This is a genomic window from Pseudomonas sp. IT-347P (assembly GCF_949768005.1).
In the GTDB taxonomy this organism is placed as follows: Bacteria; Pseudomonadota; Gammaproteobacteria; order Pseudomonadales; family Pseudomonadaceae; genus Aquipseudomonas.
This window is the reverse complement of the sequence record NZ_CATKPQ010000005.1, coordinates 47,525-70,618: the sequence shown is the minus strand read 5'-3', so window position 1 is coordinate 70,618 and position 23,094 is coordinate 47,525. Positions and strand designations below refer to the sequence as shown.

Below are 23,094 nucleotides of genomic sequence, written 5' to 3'. Positions count from 1 at the left end.
GAATTCGGGGCTCAGAGGCGTTCGATAATGGTGGCAATGCCCATGCCGCCGCCGACGCACAGCGTCGCCAGGCCATAACGCAGGCGCCGCGCTTCCAGTTCATCGAGCAAGGTGCCGAGGATCGCGCAACCGGTGGCGCCCAGCGGGTGGCCCATGGCGATGGAGCCACCATTGACATTGACCTTGTCCGGGTCGACAGCCATGTCCTTGATGAACTTCAGCACCACCGAGGCAAAGGCTTCGTTGACCTCGAACAGGTCGATGTCTTCAACGCGCAACCCGGCCTTGGCCAGTGCCTTGCGCGTCGCCGGTGCCGGGCCGGTGAGCATGATGGTCGGATCGGTGCTGGTGACCGCCGTGGCGACAATGCGCGCCCGAGGTTGCAGGCCCAGTGCCCGACCTTTGGCTTCGGAGCCGATCAACATCAGCGCCGCACCGTCGACGATCCCGGAACTGTTGCCCGGCGTGTGCACGTGGTTGATTCGCTCGACATGGCTGTAGACCCGCAGCGCCGTGGCATCGAAGCCCATCTGCCCGATCATTTCGAAACTCGGCTTGAGCTTGCCCAAGCCTTCAAGGGTCGATTCCGCGCGGATGAACTCATCGTGACCGAGCAGGATGATGCCGTTCTGGTCCTGCACCGGTACCAACGATTTGTTGAACGAGCCATCGGCCCGCGCCCGCGCGGCTTTCTGCTGCGAGTGCAGCGCGTAGGCATCGACATCGTGACGACTGAAGCCCTCAAGCGTGGCGATCAGGTCGGCACCGACGCCTTGCGGGGTGAAGTGGCTGTGCAGATTGGTTTGCGGATCCAGCGCCCAGGCGCCGCCATCGCTGCCCATCGGCACCCGCGACATCGATTCGACGCCGCCGACCACCACCAGATCTTCGAACCCCGAGCGCACTTTCATCGCACCGAGGTTGACCGCTTCCAGCCCCGAGGCACAAAAGCGGTTGATCTGCACCCCCGCGACGCTGACGTCCCAATCGGCCACCTGCACAGCGGTTTTGGCGATGTCTGAGCCTTGATCGCCAATCGGCGTCACGCAACCGAGCACCACGTCGTCGACCTGGCTGGTGTCCAGTGCAGTTCGCTCCTGCAGCGCGGTCAGCAGACCGGCGACCAGATTCACCGGTTTGACGCTGTGCAGGGCGCCATCGGCCTTGCCTCTGCCACGGGGGGTGCGTAATGCGTCGAAAATCAAAGCTTGGGTCATGACGTCCTCGAACCTGTGCGGGGGAGTGATTGCTCGTGCCTCCACTCTTGACCCGAGCGGCGATAGATTCAATGACAACAGCGCTCAATGCGGTTGACGCACATGCTCAGACGGACGGTCATTAATCGTCAGGTGAACCGGTTCAGGTCGGCGAGTTGTCTAGCCAGCGGGCGGCAAAGAAGCTGGCAATACGCCTCATGCCTTTTTTATCGCTACATGCGAGCGCTCCATATTAAATGGATCTAAGCCAAGCGTGACGTGGCCCCTAATGTAGAACATGTACGTCAGAGTCGTCGGGTTTTGCCGAGGCCGACGTTCTTCAACAGGAAGTGCAACGCTTGCCGTCATGGATATGCAGGCAAGCATCAGGAAATAACAATAAAGGCGGTCAAGCCATGTTCAAACAACCGAAAGTTCGTCAAGCAGGACTCATTCTTTTCGCCACGACGCTGTTGTTGATTTTGCCGAATCTGACCAAGGTCATCGGTTGAGTCGAGCGGCAGGTGCTGTTCATCGCCACTGAAAATGTGACTGGCCCGCTACCCGGGCCAGCGTGGCTGTGCCAACCTTGGCGCACTCCCACGACATGGACGGCAATCATTTGAAAATGCTCATTGCGTTCGGGGCCATGCTACTGAGCCTGCCCTTGTCTGCCGCACAGTTGGATCTGCAACTGGGCGCAAGCAGCCGCACCTGGCAAACCGAGGAGTTGCTCAAGCATCCTCAAGTGCAAACCCTGACGATCAAAAACGATGTGTCCTACAAGAAGGACATGACCTATCGCGCCGTGCCTGTGGGCGCATTGCTGATCGGGATCAAACCGCAAGATCATCTGCAAGCTGTGGCGCTGGACGGCTTTGCCGCAGAATTGACCGCGGCGCCGTTGCTCAAGACAACAGGTGCGCGTGCATGGCTGGCCATCGAAGATCCGGCTCAGCCGTGGCCACCGTTGTCGGAAGGCAAGCACAGCGCCGGGCCGTTCTATCTGGTCTGGACCGATCCGCAGGCTGGCAATATCAGCCCGGAACAATGGCCATTCCAGGTCGCGAGCATCAAGCGCATGGCGCCAGTGGCCGAACGCTTCCCGGCCCTGCTGCCGGATCCTGCGTTGAAGGCGGATGACCCGGTGAACCAAGGATTTGCGCTGTTTCAGAAAAACTGTCTGGCGTGTCATCGCCTGAACGGTGCGGGGGATGCGCAATTCGGGCCGGATCTGAATATTCCGTATAGCCCGACCGAATATTTCGGCGCGGATTTCCTCAAGCGCTACATTCGCGACCCGCAGAGTTTGCGTCAGTGGCCACAGGCGAAGATGCCGGGGTTTGCGGTGGAGGTGTTGCCGGAGAGAGATTTGCAGATGTTGATCGAGTATTTGCAGCATATGGCTGGGCGCAAAGTTAAGCCCTGAGCACATTTCCTTGTAGGAGTGAGCCTGCTCGCGATAGCGGAGTGTCAGACACTGATAATTCAATTGTCAGACCGCTAACGCGAGCAGGCTCACTCCTACGAGGGTTATGTGTGAACCCGTTATTGCTGTTGGACGGAGATGATCGGGGTGGGTGAGACAAATACCTTCGCATGCATCTGCTCGCACCCGCCGCCACGACGCATGCCGCGCACCGGACAGGCATCCAGATAATCCAGGCCCACCGCCAGTTTCAGATGCCGCTCCGGCCGCGCCAGCTCATTGGTCACGTCAAAGCTGTACCAGGCGTCATCCAGCCACGCTTCGGCCCAGGCGTGGCTGGCCAGGTGCTCGCAATCCTCGCTGTACAGATACCCCGACACATAACGCGACGGAATTCCGAGACTGCGTGCGCAAGCCAGAAACGCATGAGCATGATCCTGGCAAACACCCGCACGCCCGGCAAAGGCCTCAGCGGCGCTGGTATCGACCTCGGTAGACCCCGGCGTGTAGGTCATGTACTGATTCAAGCCATGCATCAGATCGATCAGCGCCGTACGATCGCGCCGTTGCTTGCAGGACTTCTCGGCAAACGCGCGCAGGGCCTCGTCCGCCTCGGTCAACCGGGTAAAGCGCAAAAACGGCAGCGCCGACTGACTCTCATGCTCGGCCTCGCGCAGTTCGTCGATATCGACCTGCCCGCGCGCGCCGATGATGATCGCTTCGTGCGGTTCATCCATGGTCAGCACATGCAGGATATTGCCGAACGGATCGAGTTGCGCGCGCACCGGGCGCGGCAGGTCGAGTTGCCAGCTCAACACGTGCTGACGTTCGCTGTCGTGGGGGGTCAGCCGCAGGTACTGGATGCTCGCCCGCACCTGATCTTCGTAGTGATAGGTGGTCTCGTGGCTAATGGAAAGTCTCATGCAGCCTCCAGGTAGGAACTGTGAATGGCGTTGCCCAACTGGCGCACCAGCGGGATGAATTCGGTCAGCCAGGCGTGCAGGCCTTCCTCGAGAATTTCGTTGATGCCGGTGTAGCGCAGGCGTGCATCCATTTCCGCTGCCAAGCGTTGCGCGGGTCGACCGTTAGCGCCGGGCAGTTGCGCAAGAATCTGGTCGATTTCTTCGGTACAGGCCCTTAGCGAGCGCGGTACGTCGGCACGCAAGAGCAGCAATTCGGCGACATGCCTGGCGCCAGGAGCGTCGCGGTAAATTTCGGTGTAGGCCTCGAACGAAGACAAGGCGCGCAGCAAGGCACTCCACTGGTAATAGGCGTGGGCCGTGCCGTCACTGACCGCTTCGGCCTGATCGCCAGCCATTTCATAGCGGGCATCGAGCAATCGCAGGGTGTTGTCCGCACGCTCGATAAACGTCCCGAGGCGAATGAAGCGAAACGCATCGTTACGCATGATCGTGCCGTACGACGCGCCACGGAACAGGTGCGAACGTTCCTTGATCCATTCGCAGAAACGGCTCATGCCGTAGCGGCTGAGGCCCTGTTCGGCGATCCCGCGAATCTCCAGCCACGTCGCGTTGATGTTCTCCCACATGTCCGCGGTGATGCGTCCACGCACTGCATGGGCACTGGCCCGGGCGGCGCCGAGGCAGCTGTAAATGCTCGCCGGATTGGCCGCATCAAGGGCGAAAAAGTGCAACAGGCGTTCTGCATGCAGCGCACCGTGGCGCTCCAGATAATCATCGAGGGTGCCGGTGATCAGCAGCGGCATGGCCAATTCGTGCAAGCCATCGCCGCGACCGTCCTGCGGCATCAGCGACAGCGAATAACTGATGTCGAGCATCCGCGCGAGGTTTTCCGCCCGCTCCAGGTAACGCGACATCCAATACAGATCCGAGGCAGTTCTACTTAACATGGCAAGCTTCCTTCAATCCTCGACCACCCAGGTGTCCTTGGTTCCGCCGCCCTGGGAGGAATTCACCACCAGGGAGCCTTCGCGCAACGCAACGCGGGTCAAACCGCCGGGTACTACGCGGGTTTCGCGACCGGACAAGACAAACGGGCGCAAGTCGATATGGCGCGGCGCAATGCCGTTTTCGACAAAGGTCGGACAGGTCGACAGCGACAGCGTCGGTTGCGCGATGTATGCGTGGGGTTTGGCCTTGATGCGCTCGCGGAAGGCATCGATTTCCGCCGTCGTCGACGCCGGCCCCACGAGCATTCCGTAACCGCCGGAGCCTTGGGTTTCCTTGACCACCAGATCCGGGAGATTGGCCAGCACATGGGAAAGTTCAGACGGGTTGCGGCATTGCCAGGTCGGTACGTTTTTCAGGATCGGCTCTTCGTCGAGGTAGAAGCGGATCATGTCGGTGACAAACGGATACACCGATTTATCGTCTGCCACGCCCGTGCCGATGGCGTTGGCCAGCACCACATTGCCGGAGCGATAGGACGACAGCAGCCCCGGCACACCGAGCATCGAATCGGGGTTGAACGCCAGCGGATCGAGGAACGCGTCGTCGAGGCGGCGGTAGATCACGTCTACCGCTTTCGGGCCGTCGGTGGTGCGCATGAAGACCTTGTCGTCACGCACGAACAGGTCCGCGCCCTCGACCAGTTCCACGCCCATTTCCCGCGCCAGGAACGCATGTTCGAAGAAGGCACTGTTGAAGCGTCCGGGCGTCAGCACTACCACGCTCGGGTTATCAATCGGACTGGAGCTTTTCAGGGTGTCGAGCAACAGGTTCGGGTAGTGGTCGATTGGCGCAATGCGCTGGGCGGCGAACAGCTCCGGGAACAGGCGCATCATCATCTTGCGGTCTTCGAGCATGTAGCTGACGCCACTCGGCGTACGCAGGTTGTCTTCGAGCACGTAATAGGTGCCGTCGCCGTCGCGCACCAGATCGACGCCGGAGATGTGCGAATAGATATCGCGGTGCAGATCCAGACCTTGCATCGCCAACTGATATTGCTCGTTGGCCAGCACCTGCTCGGCGGGAATGATCCCGGCCTTGATGATGCGCTGCTCGTGATAGAGGTCGGCGAGGAACATGTTCAACGCCTTGACCCGCTGGATGCAGCCGCGCTCGACGATCCGCCATTCACTGGCGGGAATGCTGCGCGGGATGGTGTCGAAAGGAATCAGGCGCTCGGTGCCCTGCTCGTCCCCATAGAGCGTGAAAGTAATGCCGGCGCGATGGAACAGCAGATCGGCCTCGCGTCGCCGCTGGGCCAGCAGCTCGTCTGGCGTGTCGGCCAGCCATCGGGCGAACTCCCGATAATGCGGGCGAACCTGGCCGCCGGCATCGTACATCTCATCAAAATAGGTGCGGATCATGCCGTACTCCTTGTCACCCGGACATACAGGCCTTCGCAAGGCCCGTGCCATCGGCATAAACGCTTTGATTTCAACCAGTTGGATATTCACGCCGCAGGCACCGCACCATTCCTGTGCGGCAAATGCGCCAACCGGATTGCCCCCGCTTCATTGCGACGCACGGCGTCGCCTATCACCAGCATAGCCAGAGTTGATTTCACTGCCCGGCGCGGCCTGCGGATAATCCGCGCATTCGCTGCAAAACTTCACCGGCCGCAAGGCCTTGAAGTCACCGGCTCAACTGATCTGGACTGCCATCGCAGCCCGCCCCGCTGTAACCCTGACCGGTTTCCTCTCCTTATCGGTCTTCCCTTTTAGCCACCCTCTCCGGTGGCTTTTTTTTGCCTCGGTTTCTTGTTTCAGGGTTTTGCCACGGCGTTTTGCTGACGCCGGAAATGACAACGGCCAACCCGAAGGTCAGCCGCTGTTCAACAAATGAAACCAGAGGTCAGTTCAAACGGTGACGATTGCGCACCTCCTGCTTCACGCCCCAGCCCTCGATAATGCCGCCCAAGGGCTCGACCACTGCCGAAAAGCCCTGCTCGAAGTCGCCGATATCGTCATAGGTCGCGTACATCACTTTGCTTAATTCCAGCGCCCACGCACCGTCATCACGCACGCTGACCTGGGCATTGATGGATTCACCGCGAAATTTGCCTGCCGCCCTGCGCGCCCGCTCCTCGTCCGGGAAAATGGCGTAGAACTCGATGGGATGGAATCGGGAAAAATCGAAACCGCCTTCTTTCATGCGGCGCAGAACATTGCTGCTGATGTCTTCTTGATAGGCTGTGCTCATGAATCGTCCCCCTCGCATAGATGGATAGACTTTCCGTATTCCCGCCCCGGGCCTGTGGCCAAAGTACGACGGCAACGTGGTTGCACGCGGGAACAAGCATGTAGCTGACAAGACCAGACCTTAGCGATCCATTCGCTGATCTCGCTTGCAGAGTAGCCCCAAGATAGAGCTGCTGCCAAGGCCTGGTTTACGAGATGACAGGAAGTATTCAGACGGGTGTGATGCTGCGGATTTCGATGCCGTTCTGTGTCTTGAGATTTTTCACCCCGGCATCGGCGGTGCGCCCTTCAAGATCGTTCAGATCCAACTTTGCGGCGACCGGAAGAAGCCGCTCCTTGATCAACCGTGCGGCTTCATCATCGGACGGGCATTCCTCACGTTCGAAGATCTCATCAACGATTTCACCATGATCATCCACGAAAGTGACTTTCCACTTTTGCATCGGTGCCTCCTCGATCAAACCCGCAAATGGGCTTACACCTATCTCGACTGTGTACGCCGAAAGTTGGTTCAAAAGGATTACAACGGGCAAAGATGAAAAAAACGACATCGACCGTGTGGGCAAAAAAAATGTGGGAGCGGGCTTGCTCGCGAATGCGATTTGTCATCCAACAAATTTGTTGGCTGACAGTCCGCTTTCGCGAGCAAGCCCGCTCCCACAGGGGTTTCGCAGTGTTCTTTTAGTCGTTGCCTGGCTTGTTGATCGCTTGCAGTACGTATTGCGGCAAGGCAAACGCGCCGAGGTGAATTTCCGGGTTGTAGTAGCGGGTGACGATGCCGCTGCCGATGAAGCGCTGTTGCAGGGTTTTACGGCTGAGCTTGCGGTAGGCCGGGTTGGTCGAGCCCCAGGCGAAAGTCATCGAACCACCGATGTAGGTCGGGACGGCAGCCTGGTAGAAGTGCCAGTCCGGGAACAGGCTGTTCAGACGCCCGGCGGTGGTTTTCACTTCGTCGATCTGCATGAACGGCGTGCCGTTCTGGGTCACGAGGATGCCGCCCTCGTTCAGGCAGCGGTGGCAGGCCTGGTAGAAGTTCTCCGAGAACAACACCTCGCCCGGGCCGATCGGGTCGGTGGAGTCGGAGATGATCACGTCGAATTTTTCCGTGGTGGTGGCGACGAAACGCATGCCGTCGTCGATCACCAGGTTCAGACGCGGATCGTCGTAGGCGCCGCTGGAGTGGTTCGGCAGGAATTCCTTGCACATGTCGACCACGGTGCCGTCGATCTCGACCATGGTGATGTGCTCGACACCGGCGTGCTTGGTCACTTCGCGCAGCATACCGCCGTCACCGCCGCCGATGATCAGCACGCGCTTGGCGCTGCCGTGGGCGAGGATCGGCACGTGGGTGAGCATTTCGTGGTAGATGAATTCGTCGGCTTCGGTGGTCTGGATCACGCCGTCCAGCGCCATCACCCGGCCCATGCGCGGGTTCTGGAAGATCACCAGGTGCTGGTGTTCGGTGCGCACTTCGTGCAGCAGTTTTTCCATGCGAAAACGCTGGCCATAGCCTTCGTAGAGGGTTTCCAGGTACTCGCTGGTTTTGGTGACGGTCATGGTCAAGTGCTCCGATGAATGCGCGGGCGCCAATCGTGGGGATGATTGCCCGGGAAAGGCGCGCATTCTACGTTGCCGAAGATGACAGGTCGAACCTCACTTCATCGGCCAACCGCAATCCCTTGTAGGAGTGAGCCTGCTCGCGATAGCCGTTTTTCAGTCACTGACTCATTGACTGGAGGATAGCTATCGCGAGCAGGCTCACTCCTACAGGATATTGCGGTGTTCCCGCGATCAGCGTCAGATCCGCACGTTGCCCCGCGGTCCGGCAATCGCCCAGATGATCAAGCCCAGCACTGGCAGGAGGATGATCAGCAGCACCCAGACGATTTTCATCCCGGTGGTCGCGCCGCTTTTCAATACGTTGATGATGGCCCAGATGTCGAGGGCGAGGATGATCAGGCCGATCAGACCGTTGAACGTGGAACCCATGGTGTCGCTCCAGAATAGTGGCATGCACTTTTAGGATAGACGGTCGCGCGCAGGGTTCCTTTTTATTGCGATTGCGTTCAGACGTGCACGGCGATCTTCAACGCTTCGAGCGCTGGCGCAGCGGCGATGCCGACTTCAGCGCACAGCTCCAGCACCCGTGGCACGTCGTTGCCGTAGACCAGCACCACTTGCATTTCGTCGTCGAGCAACTGGCTGAAGTTCATCAGAGTGTAACCGCCGTTTTCCTTGTTCAGGCTGCTCATCTGCACCTGAATGCGGTTAAGGGCGGTCAGCGCTTCGGTCTTCGCCAGTTGCTTGGACTTGAGGTTGAAATCCACGCCCGGGCCGAACGAGGCAACAATCTGCGCGAACAGGTCGACGTAGGTGTCGGCCTGGAACAGCACGGTTTCCGGCAGACTGCCCACGACGACCCACTCGCCCAGCGGAATCGGGAAAGTGTCGTCGTAGTTGATGTCCGGGTTGGCTGCCAGAAAAGCATCGGCATCGGCGTAGGCTTGCGCCGCTTCGTCGGCCACTTTCAGGATTTCGTCCTCGCCCATGCAGCCGGAGCTGATTTTGCTGATGAGTTCGACGAGTGCGGCTTTCATGAGGGCGAGTCCTGTGGCGAAGGTGAATTTCGAGGGCGCGGAGGATAGCGTACAACGCAAAAGATCGCAGCCTGCGGCAACTCCTGCACGTTCACGGTTCATCCACGGTATGGACGGCCAACGCAATCAATGCAGGAGCTGCCGCAGGCTGCGATCTTTCGCGGCCCGTCAGGCCAGCAGTTTTTCCAGCTGCGCAGTGGTATCAACCGCGCCCATGGTGCGCGCCGCGTCCAGCGCCGTGACGCCATTGGCATCCTTGGCTTGCGGATTGGCACCTTTGCTGATCAGGTAATCAACGATTTCAACGCGGTTAAACATCGCCGCCATCATCAACGCGGTGCGGCCATCAAACGACGACCCTTCGATCTCGGCGCCCGCTTCAACCAGCGCCTTGACCACTGCCAGATCGCCCTTGAATGCCGCACCGGCAATCGGACTCTGGCCGTTGCCATTGCGCATTTCCGGGTCGGCCTTGTGTTTAAGCAACACCTGCACCGCATCCACGTGACCGTAATAACTGGCCAACATCAACAATGTGTCGCCCTTGCTGTTCTTCAGGTTGACCGGCAAACCGGCCGTAACCAGGCGATCAAGCATCTCGGCATCACCGTCGCGCGCCTTGTTGAAAACCTGCTCGGTGAATTCCGCAGCTTCTTCAGGGGTCATCTGGCGGCTTTGGTCGGACATGGGCAACTCCACTTTCGGTCAATCGGAAAGCCGACAGTTTCCCGAGCGGGACGCTGGCTGTCACCCCCTTTTTCTCAAGTTGGCTCATAGCCAGATTCAATAACGAAGCTTGCCCTGATGAATGTCCGCCAAAATCTGATCGGTGACTCGAACATAAGTCTGCGTGCCGGGCAGCCACGCATAAATCGGGTCGTCGCCGGTCTGGCCGGGGTCAAAGCCTTCACTTTTCAGCCGGATTTTCTGATATTTGAAAGTGCCGGTGGTTTCCATTTTCACTTTGACCCGGAGAAACAATGGCACAGCGTAGGCTGGCATGCGCTCCCGAACGAAGGTTAGCAACTCGGCGAAATCCAGGGTGGCGAGGGATTCCGCCGGCGTGATTGCCGCCATGCCGGCACGACCATTGGTGTTGCGGATCTCCACGCCATAGGCCACCGCCTCGGAAATGTGCGGGTGCTGCAGCAATAGGTTTTCGACTTCAGTGGTCGAGACGTTTTCGCCTTTCCAGCGATAGGTGTCGCCGAGGCGATCGACAAATTGGGCGTGGCCGAAGCCGATGTTGCGCAGCAGGTCGCCCGTGTTGAAAAAGCGATCGCCCTTGCTAAACACGTCGTGCAGGACGACTTTGGCGGTTTTCTGCGGATCGGTGTAGCCGTCCAGCGGTGCCTTCTCATCGATTCGCGCCAGCAGCAAGCCCTGCTCACCTTTGCCGACCTTGCGCATAAAACCATCGGTGCCGCGGATCGGTTCGCCACTGTCATGGTCGTAGGCCACCAACTCCCAGGCCATCAGGGAAAAACCGATGGTGTTGTCGAAGTTGAGCATGTTGCTGAAACCGATGTTGCCGTCACTCGCCGCGTACAGCTCACAGATGTGCTCGACGGCGAAACGTGTCTTGAACTCGGCCCAGGCGCCGGGGCGCAAGCCATTGCCGATCATTTTGCGCACGTCGTGGCGACTGTCATCGGCGCAGGCCGGCTGATCGACCAGGTAACGGCACAGTTCACCGACGTAACCAATGGTGGTCGCGCGATAGCGGCGCACATCGTTCCAGAACTGACTGGCGCTGAACTTGCGACGGATCGCGAAACCCGCGGCGCCGTTGACCGCCGATCCCCAGCAAACGCAGAGACCGGTAGCGTGGTACAGCGGCAAGGTGCAATAGACGACGTCGTCGGGCCCCATATTGAGGGCGATCATGCCGAAACTGGCGGAGCTGCGCATCCAGCGACCGTGCTTGAACACCCCGGCCTTGGGTAGACCGGTGGTGCCGGAGGTATAGATGTAGAAACACGGGTCGTCGAAAAAGACTTGCCGGCTGCTCGGCGGATTTTCGCTGGAGGCGTCGGCACTCGCGCTGATCAGATTGACGTACCCGTCGGGCGCAATGCCCGGATGACTATAGGTGTCCTGATCTGCAACAAACCAGGTACGCGGTGCGTTGATCGCCACTTGATCACGAATCGCCGCATAAACCGCAAGCAATTCTTCGCCAACCACAATCGCCACCGGCGCTACCAGATTCACGCTGTGGATCAATGTGTCACGCGTCTGTGAAGTGTTGAGCAGCGCGCTGACCGCGCCGACCTTGGCCAGCGCCAGGATGGTTACCAGTAATTCCGGGCGGTTTTCGATGAACACCGCAACCACGTCGCCCTTGCCGATGCCCTGCCCGTTGAGATAGTGAGCGATGCGGTTGGCCCACTGATTGACCTGCGCATAGGTCAGCGCCACATCGCCGTGCAATAGCGCCGGCCCGTTGGGGTTGCGCAGGGTTGCTTGTTCGAACGTCCAGCCAAGGCCACAGTTTTGGGTCGGATCCGTGACGTTGGCCGCCTTCATGCCCTTGACCACGCGTGGGATGGCTTTGGCAATCATCGGCAGTTTGCGGAGCATCATGCCCCAGGTAATCGTGTCGCTTGGCGCGTGACTCATGGAAGCTCCCCGTTCGACCTTGGCGTGCAGGTCGATGTTTTTATTTTTCGGGCTTTGGCTTGAAGTGACCGGTGCTTTCCAGCGCGGGTCGAGGTCGAAAATACGTCAGCGCTTCTCGGGCTGTACACGCGGTTTTTGCAATGTTTTGTATCCGCTGATCGACCGGCGGCGTAGGTGATCATCGGGTTAGCGATTGGTTCCGTAGATTCGACACCGATCCCGCAAAATGCAGGATGCACGATGGCCATTCATGCAGTTTGCACGACCACCTGAATTTTCAGTGTTTTTAACCAATTGATTTATAACGATATTTTTATTTTCAAATGCTGGCACAATCGCTGCAACCTCCTCTGCATGCTTGCCATTCATGTGCATACGGAGCTGAAAGACATGAGCCTGATCCAAGAAAAATTTACCTCCCTGTTCTCCAACTTCGACGTCACCACCGCGCCACGTCCCGATGGCGGGATCCTGCTGACTCTGCGCAGCAGCGATGGCAAAGTGTTTAAACGCGCACTGACCTACCAGCAACTGCACGCCGGTGACCAACTGTCGTGGGCGATCAGTGCAATTCGCCGCGACCTGGCTGAACAAGCCAGTGAGTTGCCGCAAATTGCCATGCTGCAGAGCCAGCAGCGTTTTGCCCTGCCGACGTATCACTCGCTGTAAATTTTTAAAGCGCTTTAAACAAAACAGGCCGTGGAGCTTTCGCTCACGGCCTGTTTTTTGTGCCTGATGCAAACCCATTGTGGGAGCGGACTTGCTCGCGAAGGAGGAGTGTCAGATCAACAATTTCAACCTTACCCACCGCTTTCGCGAGCAAGCCCGCTCCCACATTGGATCGAGTGTGGGTCAGAAAGCTTCCGGTTCGATGCCGATAAAGCTGTCGACCGTGATGTGGCTCCCCAACTCCCCGCCTTCGCGGGCCAGGCCGCAGGTCTGCAGGCCGGCCGATTGCGCGGCGTCGAGTTCTTCGACGATGTCCGAGAGGAACAGGATTTCCCCTGCTTCAACGCCGATGGCTTGCTGGATGTTGGTATAAGACTGCGCCTCACGCTTGGGCCCCGACGTGGTGTCGAAGTAACCGCTGAACAGCGGCGTCAAGTCCCCCGCCTCCGAACAGCCGAAAATCAGCTTTTGCGCCTGGATCGATCCCGACGAGTACACAAACAGTTGATAACCGGCAGCGTGCCAGCGTTTTAGCGCTTCAACGGCATCCGGGTAAACATGCCCTTTCAACTGCCCGGCGTGATAACCCTGGGCCCAGACCATGCCCTGCAAAGCTTTAAGCGGCGTGGCCTTGCGATCTTCCTCGATCCAGCTCAAGAGAATCTCGACAACCCGCTCAACATCGGCTTGCGGCGCATTACTGTCACGGCGTACGGCGTCAAGTTGCTCGGCCACATCGGCACGTTCGGCATTCTGCCGCACGAAATCCGGCAAATGCTTCGCCGCGTACGGAAACAGCACGTCGAAGACGAAACTCACCGCGCTGGTGGTGCCTTCGATGTCAGTGACAATGGCTTTGATCGACATCGAATCAGTCCTCCAGACGCGGGAAACGGCCGGCGATGTCTTCGCCGGTGAAGTTGGCAACCCAGCCTTCAGGGTTATTGAACAAACGGATGGCCACAAAGTGCGGATGCTCGCCCATGTCGAACCAGTGCTTGGTACCGGCCGGCACGGAGATCAAGTCATTCTTCTCGCAGAGGACGGCGTAGACGTAATCGTCGATGTGCAGAGTAAACAGGCCACGGCCAGCGACGAAAAATCTGACTTCGTCTTCGCCATGACGGTGTTCTTCAAGGAACTTGGCGCGCAGTTCGGCTTTTTGCGGGTGGTCGCTGTTCAGGCTGATCACGTCGACAGTGATGTAACCGCGTTCGGTCATCAGTTTGTCGATCTGCTCTTTATAAGCGCTGATCACTTCTTCCTGGGCGGCACCGGGCTGGATTTTCGCAGCCGCTTGCCAGCGGTCGAAGCGCACGCCTTGCTCGGCCAGGGTCGCGGCGATGTCTTCGAAATGGGTCAGCACCTTGTTCGGAATGTCAGGGCTTGAAACGTGGTAGACGGACAGGCTGCTCATTGGGGCAACTCCTCGGTATCGGCCTTGCCGTCCGGTTCTTGCAGACCGGTCGGGCACAGCATTTCATCAGGCAAATGGGCTGCTTGCGGTGAAGTCAGCCTTGGCGGTTCATGACGCTGCGGGTTTTCAACTCGCATTCAAACAGAAATTCAAAGGCCTCGATCTGCCGCAGCGCATCGCTCATCTGCGCGCCCCAGGTGTAGAGGCCGTGGCCGCGAATCAGATAACCGACGCAATCGGGATGGGCGTCGAGCCAAGGCTGCACCTTGGTGGCGAGGCGCGCAATGTCCTGATCGTTGTCGAAAATCGGTATACGCACCCGCGATTCATGGGTCGAGATGCCGCTGAAGGCTTTTTGCAGTTCGTAGTCTTCGAACTCGATAAAGTCTTGCGGGGTCAAGCGCGACAGCACCGTGGCATTCACCGAATGGGTGTGCAACACCGCGCCGATTTCTGGCCGCCAGCGGTAAAGCTGAGTATGCAGCAGGGTTTCGGCAGAGGGCGTTTTGCCGGGTTCCAGACTGTTGCCGCAAAGATCGGTGGCGAGTACATCGTCCAGACCCAACTGGCCCTTGTGCTTGCCGGACACAGTTAACAGCGCTTCGCTGGGCGACAGCCGCGTCGAATAGTTGCTGCTGGTGGCCGGCGACCAGCCGCGGCCATAAAGAAAACGCCCGGCGTCGACGATTTGCTGGGCGAGTTGTTCACGGGTAAGGCTCATGGCCTGTCCTCTTGCATACGTGTGGCAATGATAACGGCAGCCGCGAGCGCCGCGAGACTGGCAATACTAAAGGTCAATGTCGCGCCGAGGGCATTCCAGCTGTAACCGGAATACAACGCGCCGAGTGCGCCGCCGGTGCCGGCCAGTGCCGCGTACAACGCCTGGCCCTGCCCTTGCTGACGGGCGCCGAAGCTACGTTGCACGAACGCGATGGCAGCGGCGTGAAAACTGCCGAAGGTCGCCGCGTGCAACACCTGCGCGAACAACAGCACCCAAAGAAACTCGGCGAACGAACCTAGCAGCAACCAGCGCAGCGCCGCCAGCAGAAAACTCGCCATCAGCACCCGGCGCAGGGAAAACCGCGCGAGAATCCGGCTCATCAACAAGAACATCAACACTTCGGCCACCACGCCCACGGCCCAGAGCATGCCGATCGTGCCGCGACTGTAACCGAGTCGTTCAAGGTGCAAAGTCAGAAAGGTGTAATACGGGCCGTGGCTCACTTGCATCAGCGCGACGCAGCCGTAAAACGCCAGCACGCCGGGATTGCGCAGTTGCTTGACGAAACCCTCACCTGTCGGCCGATCACCTTGTGGTGGCTGTGCGTTCGGCACCCACAAACTGCTGATGACGATGCCGGCCATGATCAGTACCAGCGCCGCCGGGTAGATGTCGAGGCTGAGCCATTCGAACAGGCGGCCCAACAAGACCACGGTGATGATGAAACCGATCGACCCCCACAGGCGGATCTGGCTGTAACGCGAGGTCTGGCCCTGCAAATGCGCCAGGGTGATGACCTCGAATTGCGGCAACACCGCATGCCAGAAGAACGCATGCAGCGCCATGACCATTGCCAGCCAGGCGTAGGTCTTGCTGACGAAAATCAACGAGAAAGTCAGCAGTGTGCACACCGCGCCGAAACGCACAATGGCCAGGCGTTTGCCGGTGTAATCGCCGAGCCAGCCCCAGATGTTCGGCGCCACGCAGCGCATCAGCATCGGGATCGCGACCAGTTCACCGATCCGCGCCGGACTGAACCCGAGGTGGTCGAAGTACAGCGCCAGAAACGGCGCCGTCGACCCAAGCAAGGCGAAATAGAACAGATAGAAACTGGACAGCCGCCAGTAAGGGAGCGCCGCCACGCCGGTTATGCCGCGACGGCTTCAGAGCCCGCCATCAAAGCTGCCCCAGCACCGGCGTGCTCACGCGCACATCGGCGTTCTGGCCACGGTGACGCAGCAGGTGATCCATCAGCACGATGGCCATCATCGCTTCGGCAATCGGCGTGGCGCGGATGCCGACGCATGGATCGTGACGGCCCTTGGTAATCACGTCGACCGGGTTGCCGTGGATGTCGATCGAACGGCCCGGGGTGGTGATGCTTGAGGTTGGCTTCAACGCAAGATGCGCAACAATCGGCTGACCGGAGGAGATACCGCCGAGGATGCCGCCCGCATTGTTGCTGAGGAAACCTTCCGGGGTCATTTCATCGCGGTGTTCGGTGCCGCGCTGGGCAACCGAGGCGAAACCGGCGCCGATTTCCACGCCTTTGACCGCGTTGATGCTCATCAGCGCATGGGCCAGTTCGGCGTCGAGGCGGTCGAAAATCGGCTCGCCCAGGCCCGGCATCACCCCTTCGGCAACGACAGTGATCTTCGCCCCGACCGAGTCCTGATCGCGGCGCAACTGGTCCATATAGGCTTCGAGCTCCGGCACTTTGTCCGGGTTCGGGCTGAAGAAAGCGTTCTCTTCCACCGAATCCCAGGTCTTGAACGGGATTTCGATCGGACCCAGCTGGCTCATATAGCCGCGAATGACAATGCCTTGAGTAGCCAGATACTTTTTGGCAATCGCACCGGCCGCCACGCGCATCGCGGTTTCACGCGCCGAGCTGCGGCCACCGCCACGGTAGTCGCGCTCACCGTATTTGTGGTGGTAGGTGTAATCGGCGTGGGCCGGACGGAACAGATCCTTGATCGCCGAGTAATCCTTGGACTTCTGGTCGGTGTTGCGGATCAGCAGGCCGATCGAGCAACCGGTGGTGCGCCCTTCGAACACGCCGGAAAGGATTTCGACCTCATCGGCTTCCTGACGTTGAGTGGTATGACGGCTGGTGCCTGGCTTGCGGCGATCAAGGTCACGCTGCAGGTCTTCGAGGGAGATCTCCAGGCCTGGCGGGCAGCCGTCGACAATGGCGACCAACGCCGGACCATGGCTCTCGCCAGCGGTGGTGACAGTGAACAACTTGCCGTAGGTATTGCCGGACATGCAGGACGCTCCGTGAAATCAAACCCGAATTCGTGATGCGCGCCAGTATACGCAGGCTAACCGAGTAGTTCATCCTCGAACCTTAGTGGTGCTGGCGAGTCCAACCGGCACCTTGGTGAATGATGGCGTGATGATGCTGCGAGTTTTGATCTTGAGTCTTACCCTGTTTACGGGCTTTGCCCAAGCGACGGTCCTACAACGCCCGGTAACATTGGATACCGGCACTGGCGAGCTTTTCGGTTCGCTGCTGCTGCCAAAGTCCGACAGTCCGGTGCCGGTTGTCCTGATCATTTCTGGCTCCGGTCCTACGGATCGTGACGGAAACAACCCCGACGGCGGGCGCAACGACAGCCTCAAGCGCTTGGCGTGGGTGCTGGCCAAACACAACATTGCCAGCGTGCGTTACGACAAGCGCGGTGTGGCGGCGAGCCTTGCTGCGACGCCCGATGAGCGCAATTTGTCGGTCGAGGCCTATGCGGCGGACGCGGTGGCGTGGGGGCAGAAGCTCAAGGCCGACCCGCGTTTTGGCAAATTGATCCTGCTGGGTCACAGTGAAGGCGCGCTGATTGCCAGCCTGGCCGCACCGAAAGTGGATGCCGCAGCGGTGATTTCCCTGTCCGGCAGCGCCCGCCCGGTCGATCAGGTGATCCGCGAGCAACTGGCCCGCAGCCTGCCGCCGCCGCTGATGCTGCGCAGTAACGAATTGCTCGACAGCCTCAAGGCTGGCCACACCGACGACAATGTGCCGCAACCGTTGCAGGTAATTTTCCGCCCGAGCGTGCAGCCGTATCTGATTTCACTGTTCCGCCAGGATCCCGCCAAGGCCTTCGCGCAATTGAAAATGCCGGCGCTGATTGTCCAGGGCAGTAACGACATGCAGGTCGGCGTTGGCGATGCGCAGGCGCTGAAAGCCGCCAAACCCGACGCCGAACTGGCGGTGATCGACGGCATGAACCACGTCATGCGCATCGTCCACAACGATATGAAGCGGCAATTGGCTTCGTACAAGGATCCCAATTTGCCGCTGGCCGCAGAACTTGGCGCAAAGATCATCGAGTTTATTGACGGACTTCGCTCCAGTTAACCGCGTTTTACCCTCCAGTCCTGCAAAAAACGGCCGATAAGCGTTTGTCGCCAGCGCAACGGCTGGTGACAAGCAGGGCTTGGACAGGATCTCGCCGTTATGACTGATACCCCGACTTCACCCGACACCACCGCTGAAAAAGACGCACCGCCAGCGGTCGAGCTGCCGTGGGCGGATGTCCACGTCGAGCACCACAAGATGCTCCGTCTGGCACCGCTGCAGACCGACCGTCACACCGGTGGCCGGCCATTGCGTTTTGTCGAATTCGGTTACGCCGAACGCAACAGCAAACAACACAGCTTGATGCGCATGGCGATCAAGTTGCCTGGCCAGCGCGTGCGCAAAGAACAGAACCACCTTGATGTCTGGGCCGATCACACCAGCAAACGTGTGCATTTTGCTCCGGACAGCGGCTTGCAGATCGAACCGTTGAACCGTGGCATCGGCCGTTTCATGGCCGCACAAGGCATCAACTGGGCGAAAAAACGCTGGCCCGCCTACACCGTCGACGGCATGGACTTGAACAACAAGGACGCGCTGAATGAAGACACGCGGCTGCGTCGCGATCATTTCCTGCGGGTGCATGGTTTTGATGTGGTGTACGCCGATGCCCAGCATTTGAAGGGCAGCGTCAAGGATGTGCTGGTCGGTGATCTGCTCGGCGACTGGAACAGCGAGAAGCTGCAGATCGTCGAGATTCTTGAGGCAGCGCAGATGCTCCAGCAGGCCGAGCAGAATCTGGCCGAGCAGGAAGTGAAGCTGAAGAAACAGGAAGAGAAGGTCAGCAAGTTCAAGCGTGAAGACGCTGGCTTGCGCTTTACCATTACCTGTCTGGTGGCATTTGCGGTGTTTCAGGCGGGGTTGTTGATCTGGATTGCCACGCACCGCTGATGGTTTGACACCGCGTCGCGGCCATTCGCGAGCCGGCTCGCTCCCACCTTGGAATGCATTTTCTTGTGGGAGCGAGCCGGCTCGCGAAACTTTTAGACGCGGGAGGCGAACAAGGCCTGATGATCGCGGCACTGCTCCGCCGTCAGCATGAACACCCCATGCCCGCCGCGCTCGAACTCCAGCCAGGCGAAATCGACTTCCGGGTACAACGCGTCAACGTGCACCTGGCTGTTGCCCACCTCGACAATTAACAAACCCTTCTCTGTCAGGTGATCGGCCGCTTCAGCGAGCATGCGTCGCACCAGGTTCAAACCATCGTCGCCACAGGCCAGGCCCAGTTCCGGTTCATGCTGGTACTCGTCCGGCATGTCAGCAAAATCTTCCGCATCCACGTAAGGCGGATTCGACACGATCAGATCGAAACGCTGGCCCGGCAAGCCATCAAAACCATCGCCCTGCACGGTATAGACGCGCTCATCGACGCCGTGACGCTCGATGTTCTGGTTGGCCACTTCCAGCGCTTCGAACGACAGATCGGCCAGCACCACTTCAGCGTTCTGGAACTCGTAGGCACAGGCGATACCGATGCAACCGGAACCGGTGCACAGGTCGAGAATCCGCGCAGGTTCGTTGCCGATCCACGGGGCGAAGCGGTTTTCGATCAGCTCGCCAATCGGCGAACGCGGGATCAACACGCGCTCATCGACGATGAACGACAGGCCGCAGAACCACGCTTCACCCAACAGGTAAGCGGTTGGAATGCGCTCCTCGATACGGCGCTTGAGCAAGCGTTGCAAATTGACCAGTTCGTCGTCTTCCAGCGCGCAATCGAGGTAGCTGTCGGCGATTTCCCACGGCAGGTGCAACGCACCGAGCACCAGCTGCCGCGCTTCGTCCCAGGCATTGTCGGTGCCATGGCCGAAAAACAGATCCTCCCCATGGAAGCGGCTGACGGCCCAACGAATGTGGTCGCGCAGGGTACGAAGTCGGGAAGTGATCACGGGGCAGAACTCCAGAAAAAACGACTGGCGATTCTAACAGCCAAAACGCGTGACGACGACGCAGGAAAAACATCGCGGCGACGGTAGGAGTTTTCTGTTTTTTGCATCGGCTATTGAACAGAACGTGTAACTTGACAAGGCTGCAGGCCAATAACGACGGTGCCTACGATGGTAGCGATTCACAGAACCGCTCAGCCAGAGGACAATGTCGCAAAAGCCCCACCCCAAGGAGCCCCAGAATGTCCGTTCCAAAAACGATGTTTCAACTCAGTGGTCGCGGTTACGCAGCGGCCACACTGAGTCATGCCACCGTGGTCATCATCGATGCCCAGAAAGAATATCTCAGTGGCCCGCTGGCCCTGAGCGGCATGGACGCGGCCGTCGCGAACATCAAACAAGTGGTTGCCGCAGCCCGTGCAGCCGGTCGGCCGATCGTGCACGTGCGTCATCTCGGCACCGTCGGCGGCCTGTTCGACCCGCAGGGCGAACGCGGCGAATTCATCCCCGGTCTCGAACCACAGGGTGATGAAACCATTATCGGCAAACTGCTGCCGAGCGCGTTCCATGGCACCGAGCTGCTGGACCGCTTGCAAAACCTTGGCTCGCTGGACCTGATCGTCTGCGGTTTCATGAGCCATTCCAGCGTCAGCACCACCGTGCGTGCGGCGAAGAATCTGGGTTTCCGTTGCACCCTGGTCGAAGACGCCTGTGCCACTCGTGACTTGCCGTTCAAGGGCCGCGTACTCAGCGCCGCTGTGGTGCAGGAAGCGGAGATGGCGATCATGGCGGACAACTTCGCCACCCTCGCGCTGACTCAAGACCTGATCTGATCCGCCCGATGAGCGGCTCACAGCGCCGCTCATCTGCAAAATCCTCTCATTTGCCGCAAATGCCATAGCCTCAGGAACAACCCCGTCAACTCCCGGTCGAAGGGCCGATACCCATTGAGGAAGGTCGGAATGAAGTTATCCGATGGATTTGACGCACGCCGCTTGCGGCCCAAAGGCCAAAGCAACTGGCGTTTTCGATTCGGCGCGGCGATCGCCGCCATTCTGGCGACGTTCGGCGTGCTGCTGGCGATGGCCGGCGCGGCCAGCCTGCTCGGGCGCCCGCCAGCGCTCGGCGACTTGAATGCCACACCAACGGGTTCGGCAATCATTCTGGCGGTCGGTTTGCTGTTTCTGTATTTCGGTGTCGCCCTCTGGCGCCGCTGCCGCCGACGCGCACGGCAATCGCGGGAACTGAACATGTCCCCGCACCTGATGAAAAAACACGACTGACTCACCGGCCTGGCTTTTTGCCGGGCCGTTTTGTTTCGACTTGGGTAAACTGGCCGCCCTTCGCGGAGGCTGACATGCAAGACGACGATTTTTCCCTGTTCAAAAGTGCGATCCAAGGCGTCAAGCCGATCAAGCACGACCGCGCCGACACCGGCAAACCCAAGGCTGACCGCGCGCAAATTGCCAAGCTGCGCCAGTCCGCCACCGTGCGCACCGACACCGCTACCGTGGACGGTCTGTCCGACCAGTTCGTGATTGATGTCGGCCCGGAAGACGAGTTGATGTGGTCGCGCGACGGCGTGCAGGAAAGTCAGATGCGCAAGCTCAAGGTCGGGCAGATCCCGTTCGAGGGCAGCCTCGACCTGCATGGCATGAGCGTGGAAAAGGCCCGGGAAACCCTCTGGGCGTTTCTTGCCGAAGCGACCAAGTTCGAAATCCGCTGCGTGCGCGTCACCCACGGCAAGGCTGTGCGCCTCGACGGCAAGCGGCCAATGATCAAAAGCCACGTCAACACCTGGTTGCGTCAGCACGCGCAAGTGCTGGGTTTCTGCTCGTGCCAGGCCAAACACGGCGGCGCCGGCGCGGTTTACGTGATGCTTAAACGCACCATGATGGAAGGCCGCGACGAATAATCCCGTTACACCGAACTTGCAGGGTTGTGTCCGCCACCGTACCCTTGCCCTTTGCGAAAATCCCCACAGGTAGTTTCATGTCCCTGGAACAGAATTACACCGCGATTCTCGGCCAATTGGGCGAGGACGTGTCCCGCGAGGGCCTGCTCGACACGCCAAAGCGTGCCGCCAAAGCCATGCAGTATCTCTGCCGCGGTTATGAACAGACGCTCGAAGAGGTCACCAACGGTGCCCTGTTCAGCTCCGACAACAGCGAAATGGTGCTGGTCAAGGACATCGAGTTGTACTCGTTGTGCGAACACCACCTGCTGCCATTCATCGGCAAGGCGCACGTCGCGTACATCCCGAGCGGCAAAGTGCTGGGCCTGTCGAAGGTCGCGCGGATCGTCGACATGTACGCCCGGCGCCTGCAAATCCAGGAAAATCTCAGCCGCCAGATCGCCGATGCGGTACTGCAAGTCACCGGCGCCCTGGGCGTAGCCGTGGTGATCGAGGCCAAGCATATGTGCATGATGATGCGCGGTGTGGAGAAGCAGAATTCGTCGATGATCACCTCGGTGATGCTCGGCGAGTTCCGCGAAAACGCCGCGACTCGCAGCGAATTCCTCAGCCTCATCAAGTAATTTGCGCCAAGAAGAAAACCGGCATTCATCGCCGGTTTTTTTTCGCCCGTGAAAAATCGGGTAAGCTGCGCGCCTTTCTCAATATGCACCGTGAGGCTTTAAACGTGTTCGTCAAAGCGCTTCGTGTCGGCCTCGGCCAACTGGTTATCTTCATTGACTTCATCACTCGCCCGGGCAAGAAGCAGCGCCCTGCCGAAGCCCAGGCCCAAGTCAACGCTGCCGCCAAAGGTCTGACCTTGTATCAGTTCCATGCGTGCCCGTTCTGTGTGAAAACCCGCCGCACGCTGCGTCGCCTGAATGTGCCGGTAGCGCTGAAGGATGCGAAGAACAACGAGCAGGATCGTCAGACCCTGCTGGAACTGGGCGGCCGGATCAAGGTGCCTTGCCTGCGGATTGAAGAGAATGGCCAGACGACCTGGATGTATGAGTCCAAGGTGATCATTGATTATCTGGACAAGCGGTTTGCGGCGGTCTGAGGATTCCGTTGTGGGGCTGAAGGTGCTATCGCGAGGCTCACTCCTACAGGGGAACGCATTCC

The 23,094-nt window shown here is 59.4% G+C and carries 26 protein-coding genes; 9 read left to right on the top strand and 17 right to left on the bottom strand.

The window, feature by feature from the left end; genetic code table 11:
• Positions 1 to 11: 11 nt before the first annotated feature.
• Positions 12 to 1,217: an acetyl-CoA C-acetyltransferase gene (locus ACM6IV_RS03065; protein WP_414868671.1), complete on the bottom strand. Its 1,206-nt coding sequence runs from the start codon at positions 1,215 to 1,217 to the stop codon at positions 12 to 14.
• Positions 1,218 to 1,803: 586 nt separating this feature from the next.
• Between ACM6IV_RS03065 and ACM6IV_RS03060 the strand changes: the two genes are divergently transcribed.
• Positions 1,804 to 2,625 (top strand): c-type cytochrome, encoded by an 822-nt coding sequence (locus tag ACM6IV_RS03060; RefSeq protein ID WP_414868686.1) that lies wholly within the window; start codon positions 1,804 to 1,806, stop codon positions 2,623 to 2,625.
• A 119-nt stretch (positions 2,626 to 2,744) separates the two neighbouring features.
• Here the strand turns inward: ACM6IV_RS03060 and ACM6IV_RS03055 are convergent, their stop codons facing one another.
• The 10 genes from ACM6IV_RS03055 to ACM6IV_RS03010 form a co-directional block, all read right to left on the bottom strand.
• Positions 2,745 to 3,548 (bottom strand): transglutaminase family protein, encoded by an 804-nt coding sequence (locus ACM6IV_RS03055; RefSeq protein ID WP_414868670.1) that lies wholly within the window; start codon positions 3,546 to 3,548, stop codon positions 2,745 to 2,747.
• The gene (locus ACM6IV_RS03050; RefSeq protein WP_007914063.1) at positions 3,545 to 4,495 is read right to left on the bottom strand and encodes an alpha-E domain-containing protein; all 951 of its coding nucleotides are present in this window, start codon (positions 4,493 to 4,495) and stop codon (positions 3,545 to 3,547) included. The genes ACM6IV_RS03055 and ACM6IV_RS03050 overlap by 4 nt, the downstream gene beginning before the upstream one ends.
• A 12-nt stretch (positions 4,496 to 4,507) precedes the next feature.
• Positions 4,508 to 5,917 carry a circularly permuted type 2 ATP-grasp protein gene (locus ACM6IV_RS03045; RefSeq protein ID WP_126361677.1) on the bottom strand — a complete coding sequence of 470 codons (1,410 nt, stop codon included), beginning with the start codon at positions 5,915 to 5,917 and terminating at the stop codon, positions 4,508 to 4,510.
• A gap of 487 nt (positions 5,918 to 6,404) precedes the next feature.
• Entirely contained in the window at positions 6,405 to 6,752 is a 348-nt protein-coding gene (locus ACM6IV_RS03040) for a ribonuclease E inhibitor RraB (protein ID WP_007914059.1), read from the bottom strand.
• A 208-nt stretch (positions 6,753 to 6,960) separates the two neighbouring features.
• The gene (locus ACM6IV_RS03035) at positions 6,961 to 7,194 is read right to left on the bottom strand and encodes a hypothetical protein (protein ID WP_414868669.1); all 234 of its coding nucleotides are present in this window, start codon (positions 7,192 to 7,194) and stop codon (positions 6,961 to 6,963) included.
• Between the two features lie 238 nt (positions 7,195 to 7,432).
• Entirely contained in the window at positions 7,433 to 8,308 is an 876-nt protein-coding gene (gene speE, locus ACM6IV_RS03030) for a polyamine aminopropyltransferase (protein WP_414868668.1), read from the bottom strand.
• A 240-nt stretch (positions 8,309 to 8,548) separates the two neighbouring features.
• A complete protein-coding gene (locus ACM6IV_RS03025; protein WP_007914053.1) occupies positions 8,549 to 8,740 on the bottom strand; it encodes a PLDc N-terminal domain-containing protein in 192 nt (63 codons plus the stop codon).
• A 77-nt stretch (positions 8,741 to 8,817) separates the two neighbouring features.
• A complete protein-coding gene (locus tag ACM6IV_RS03020; protein WP_414868667.1) occupies positions 8,818 to 9,348 on the bottom strand; it encodes a hypothetical protein in 531 nt (176 codons plus the stop codon).
• 168 nt (positions 9,349 to 9,516) lie between these two features.
• Positions 9,517 to 10,035 (bottom strand): ankyrin repeat domain-containing protein, encoded by a 519-nt coding sequence (locus tag ACM6IV_RS03015; protein WP_414868666.1) that lies wholly within the window; start codon positions 10,033 to 10,035, stop codon positions 9,517 to 9,519.
• A 96-nt stretch (positions 10,036 to 10,131) separates the two neighbouring features.
• Entirely contained in the window at positions 10,132 to 11,970 is a 1,839-nt protein-coding gene (locus tag ACM6IV_RS03010) for a long-chain-acyl-CoA synthetase (RefSeq protein ID WP_414868665.1), read from the bottom strand.
• Between the two features lie 390 nt (positions 11,971 to 12,360).
• Between ACM6IV_RS03010 and ACM6IV_RS03005 the strand changes: the two genes are divergently transcribed.
• Complete coding sequence (locus ACM6IV_RS03005; protein WP_008080936.1) at positions 12,361 to 12,639, top strand: DUF3509 domain-containing protein; 279 nt, start codon at positions 12,361 to 12,363, stop codon at positions 12,637 to 12,639.
• Positions 12,640 to 12,822: 183 nt separating this feature from the next.
• Here ACM6IV_RS03005 and mtnC read toward each other — a convergent pair whose 3' ends face one another.
• The 5 genes from mtnC to aroC form a co-directional block, all read right to left on the bottom strand.
• Positions 12,823 to 13,506 carry an acireductone synthase gene (mtnC, locus tag ACM6IV_RS03000; RefSeq protein ID WP_414868664.1) on the bottom strand — a complete coding sequence of 228 codons (684 nt, stop codon included), beginning with the start codon at positions 13,504 to 13,506 and terminating at the stop codon, positions 12,823 to 12,825.
• A 4-nt stretch (positions 13,507 to 13,510) separates the two neighbouring features.
• Positions 13,511 to 14,056 (bottom strand): 1,2-dihydroxy-3-keto-5-methylthiopentene dioxygenase, encoded by a 546-nt coding sequence (locus ACM6IV_RS02995; RefSeq protein ID WP_414868663.1) that lies wholly within the window; start codon positions 14,054 to 14,056, stop codon positions 13,511 to 13,513.
• Between the two features lie 94 nt (positions 14,057 to 14,150).
• Entirely contained in the window at positions 14,151 to 14,777 is a 627-nt protein-coding gene (locus ACM6IV_RS02990) for a methylthioribulose 1-phosphate dehydratase (RefSeq protein ID WP_414868662.1), read from the bottom strand.
• Positions 14,774 to 15,919, bottom strand: coding sequence for an MFS transporter (locus ACM6IV_RS02985; RefSeq protein ID WP_414868661.1), 1,146 nt, complete (start codon positions 15,917 to 15,919; stop codon positions 14,774 to 14,776). The genes ACM6IV_RS02990 and ACM6IV_RS02985 overlap by 4 nt, the downstream gene beginning before the upstream one ends.
• Positions 15,920 to 15,953: 34 nt before the next feature.
• Positions 15,954 to 17,045 carry a chorismate synthase gene (gene aroC, locus ACM6IV_RS02980; RefSeq protein WP_414868660.1) on the bottom strand — a complete coding sequence of 364 codons (1,092 nt, stop codon included), beginning with the start codon at positions 17,043 to 17,045 and terminating at the stop codon, positions 15,954 to 15,956.
• 130 nt (positions 17,046 to 17,175) lie between these two features.
• Between aroC and ACM6IV_RS02975 the strand changes: the two genes are divergently transcribed.
• Positions 17,176 to 18,129 carry an alpha/beta hydrolase gene (locus tag ACM6IV_RS02975; RefSeq protein ID WP_414868659.1) on the top strand — a complete coding sequence of 318 codons (954 nt, stop codon included), beginning with the start codon at positions 17,176 to 17,178 and terminating at the stop codon, positions 18,127 to 18,129.
• Positions 18,130 to 18,228: 99 nt separating this feature from the next.
• Positions 18,229 to 19,020 carry a hypothetical protein gene (locus ACM6IV_RS02970; RefSeq protein WP_414868658.1) on the top strand — a complete coding sequence of 264 codons (792 nt, stop codon included), beginning with the start codon at positions 18,229 to 18,231 and terminating at the stop codon, positions 19,018 to 19,020.
• 92 nt (positions 19,021 to 19,112) lie between these two features.
• Here ACM6IV_RS02970 and prmB read toward each other — a convergent pair whose 3' ends face one another.
• A complete protein-coding gene (gene prmB, locus ACM6IV_RS02965; protein ID WP_414868657.1) occupies positions 19,113 to 20,021 on the bottom strand; it encodes a 50S ribosomal protein L3 N(5)-glutamine methyltransferase in 909 nt (302 codons plus the stop codon).
• A 239-nt stretch (positions 20,022 to 20,260) separates the two neighbouring features.
• Between prmB and ACM6IV_RS02960 the strand changes: the two genes are divergently transcribed.
• From ACM6IV_RS02960 to ACM6IV_RS02940, 5 genes are all read left to right on the top strand, one after another.
• Positions 20,261 to 20,851 (top strand): cysteine hydrolase family protein, encoded by a 591-nt coding sequence (locus tag ACM6IV_RS02960; protein WP_007914026.1) that lies wholly within the window; start codon positions 20,261 to 20,263, stop codon positions 20,849 to 20,851.
• 129 nt (positions 20,852 to 20,980) lie between these two features.
• Positions 20,981 to 21,301, top strand: coding sequence for a hypothetical protein (locus ACM6IV_RS02955; protein WP_003223191.1), 321 nt, complete (start codon positions 20,981 to 20,983; stop codon positions 21,299 to 21,301).
• A gap of 74 nt (positions 21,302 to 21,375) precedes the next feature.
• The gene (locus tag ACM6IV_RS02950) at positions 21,376 to 21,933 is read left to right on the top strand and encodes a Smr/MutS family protein (RefSeq protein ID WP_038366959.1); all 558 of its coding nucleotides are present in this window, start codon (positions 21,376 to 21,378) and stop codon (positions 21,931 to 21,933) included.
• A gap of 77 nt (positions 21,934 to 22,010) precedes the next feature.
• Entirely contained in the window at positions 22,011 to 22,556 is a 546-nt protein-coding gene (gene folE / locus ACM6IV_RS02945; RefSeq protein ID WP_003236739.1) for a GTP cyclohydrolase I FolE, read from the top strand.
• Positions 22,557 to 22,660: 104 nt separating this feature from the next.
• Positions 22,661 to 23,032, top strand: a complete 372-nt coding sequence (locus tag ACM6IV_RS02940; protein ID WP_414868656.1) for a glutathione S-transferase N-terminal domain-containing protein — start codon at positions 22,661 to 22,663, stop codon at positions 23,030 to 23,032.
• Positions 23,033 to 23,094: the final 62 nt, after the last annotated feature.

Coding starts and splice junctions, on each gene's coding strand:
- aroC (WP_414868660.1), bottom strand. CDS start 17,045: ATGTCCGGCAATACCTACGGCAAGTTGTTCACTGTCACCACCGCTGGC.
- ACM6IV_RS03050 (WP_007914063.1), bottom strand. CDS start 4,495: ATGTTAAGTAGAACTGCCTCGGATCTGTATTGGATGTCGCGTTACCTG.
- mtnC (WP_414868664.1), bottom strand. CDS start 13,506: ATGTCGATCAAAGCCATTGTCACTGACATCGAAGGCACCACCAGCGCG.
- folE (WP_003236739.1), top strand. CDS start 22,011: ATGTCCCTGGAACAGAATTACACCGCGATTCTCGGCCAATTGGGCGAG.
- ACM6IV_RS03045 (WP_126361677.1), bottom strand. CDS start 5,917: ATGATCCGCACCTATTTTGATGAGATGTACGATGCCGGCGGCCAGGTT.
- ACM6IV_RS02960 (WP_007914026.1), top strand. CDS start 20,261: ATGTCCGTTCCAAAAACGATGTTTCAACTCAGTGGTCGCGGTTACGCA.
- ACM6IV_RS02955 (WP_003223191.1), top strand. CDS start 20,981: ATGAAGTTATCCGATGGATTTGACGCACGCCGCTTGCGGCCCAAAGGC.
- ACM6IV_RS03055 (WP_414868670.1), bottom strand. CDS start 3,548: ATGAGACTTTCCATTAGCCACGAGACCACCTATCACTACGAAGATCAG.
- ACM6IV_RS03020 (WP_414868667.1), bottom strand. CDS start 9,348: ATGAAAGCCGCACTCGTCGAACTCATCAGCAAAATCAGCTCCGGCTGC.
- ACM6IV_RS03035 (WP_414868669.1), bottom strand. CDS start 7,194: ATGCAAAAGTGGAAAGTCACTTTCGTGGATGATCATGGTGAAATCGTT.
- ACM6IV_RS02970 (WP_414868658.1), top strand. CDS start 18,229: ATGACTGATACCCCGACTTCACCCGACACCACCGCTGAAAAAGACGCA.
- ACM6IV_RS03015 (WP_414868666.1), bottom strand. CDS start 10,035: ATGTCCGACCAAAGCCGCCAGATGACCCCTGAAGAAGCTGCGGAATTC.
- ACM6IV_RS03025 (WP_007914053.1), bottom strand. CDS start 8,740: ATGGGTTCCACGTTCAACGGTCTGATCGGCCTGATCATCCTCGCCCTC.
- ACM6IV_RS03040 (WP_007914059.1), bottom strand. CDS start 6,752: ATGAGCACAGCCTATCAAGAAGACATCAGCAGCAATGTTCTGCGCCGC.
- ACM6IV_RS02950 (WP_038366959.1), top strand. CDS start 21,376: ATGCAAGACGACGATTTTTCCCTGTTCAAAAGTGCGATCCAAGGCGTC.
- ACM6IV_RS02995 (WP_414868663.1), bottom strand. CDS start 14,056: ATGAGCAGCCTGTCCGTCTACCACGTTTCAAGCCCTGACATTCCGAAC.
- ACM6IV_RS03005 (WP_008080936.1), top strand. CDS start 12,361: ATGAGCCTGATCCAAGAAAAATTTACCTCCCTGTTCTCCAACTTCGAC.
- ACM6IV_RS03065 (WP_414868671.1), bottom strand. CDS start 1,217: ATGACCCAAGCTTTGATTTTCGACGCATTACGCACCCCCCGTGGCAGA.
- ACM6IV_RS03060 (WP_414868686.1), top strand. CDS start 1,804: ATGGACGGCAATCATTTGAAAATGCTCATTGCGTTCGGGGCCATGCTA.
- ACM6IV_RS02990 (WP_414868662.1), bottom strand. CDS start 14,777: ATGAGCCTTACCCGTGAACAACTCGCCCAGCAAATCGTCGACGCCGGG.
- speE (WP_414868668.1), bottom strand. CDS start 8,308: ATGACCGTCACCAAAACCAGCGAGTACCTGGAAACCCTCTACGAAGGC.
- ACM6IV_RS02975 (WP_414868659.1), top strand. CDS start 17,176: ATGATGCTGCGAGTTTTGATCTTGAGTCTTACCCTGTTTACGGGCTTT.
- ACM6IV_RS03010 (WP_414868665.1), bottom strand. CDS start 11,970: ATGAGTCACGCGCCAAGCGACACGATTACCTGGGGCATGATGCTCCGC.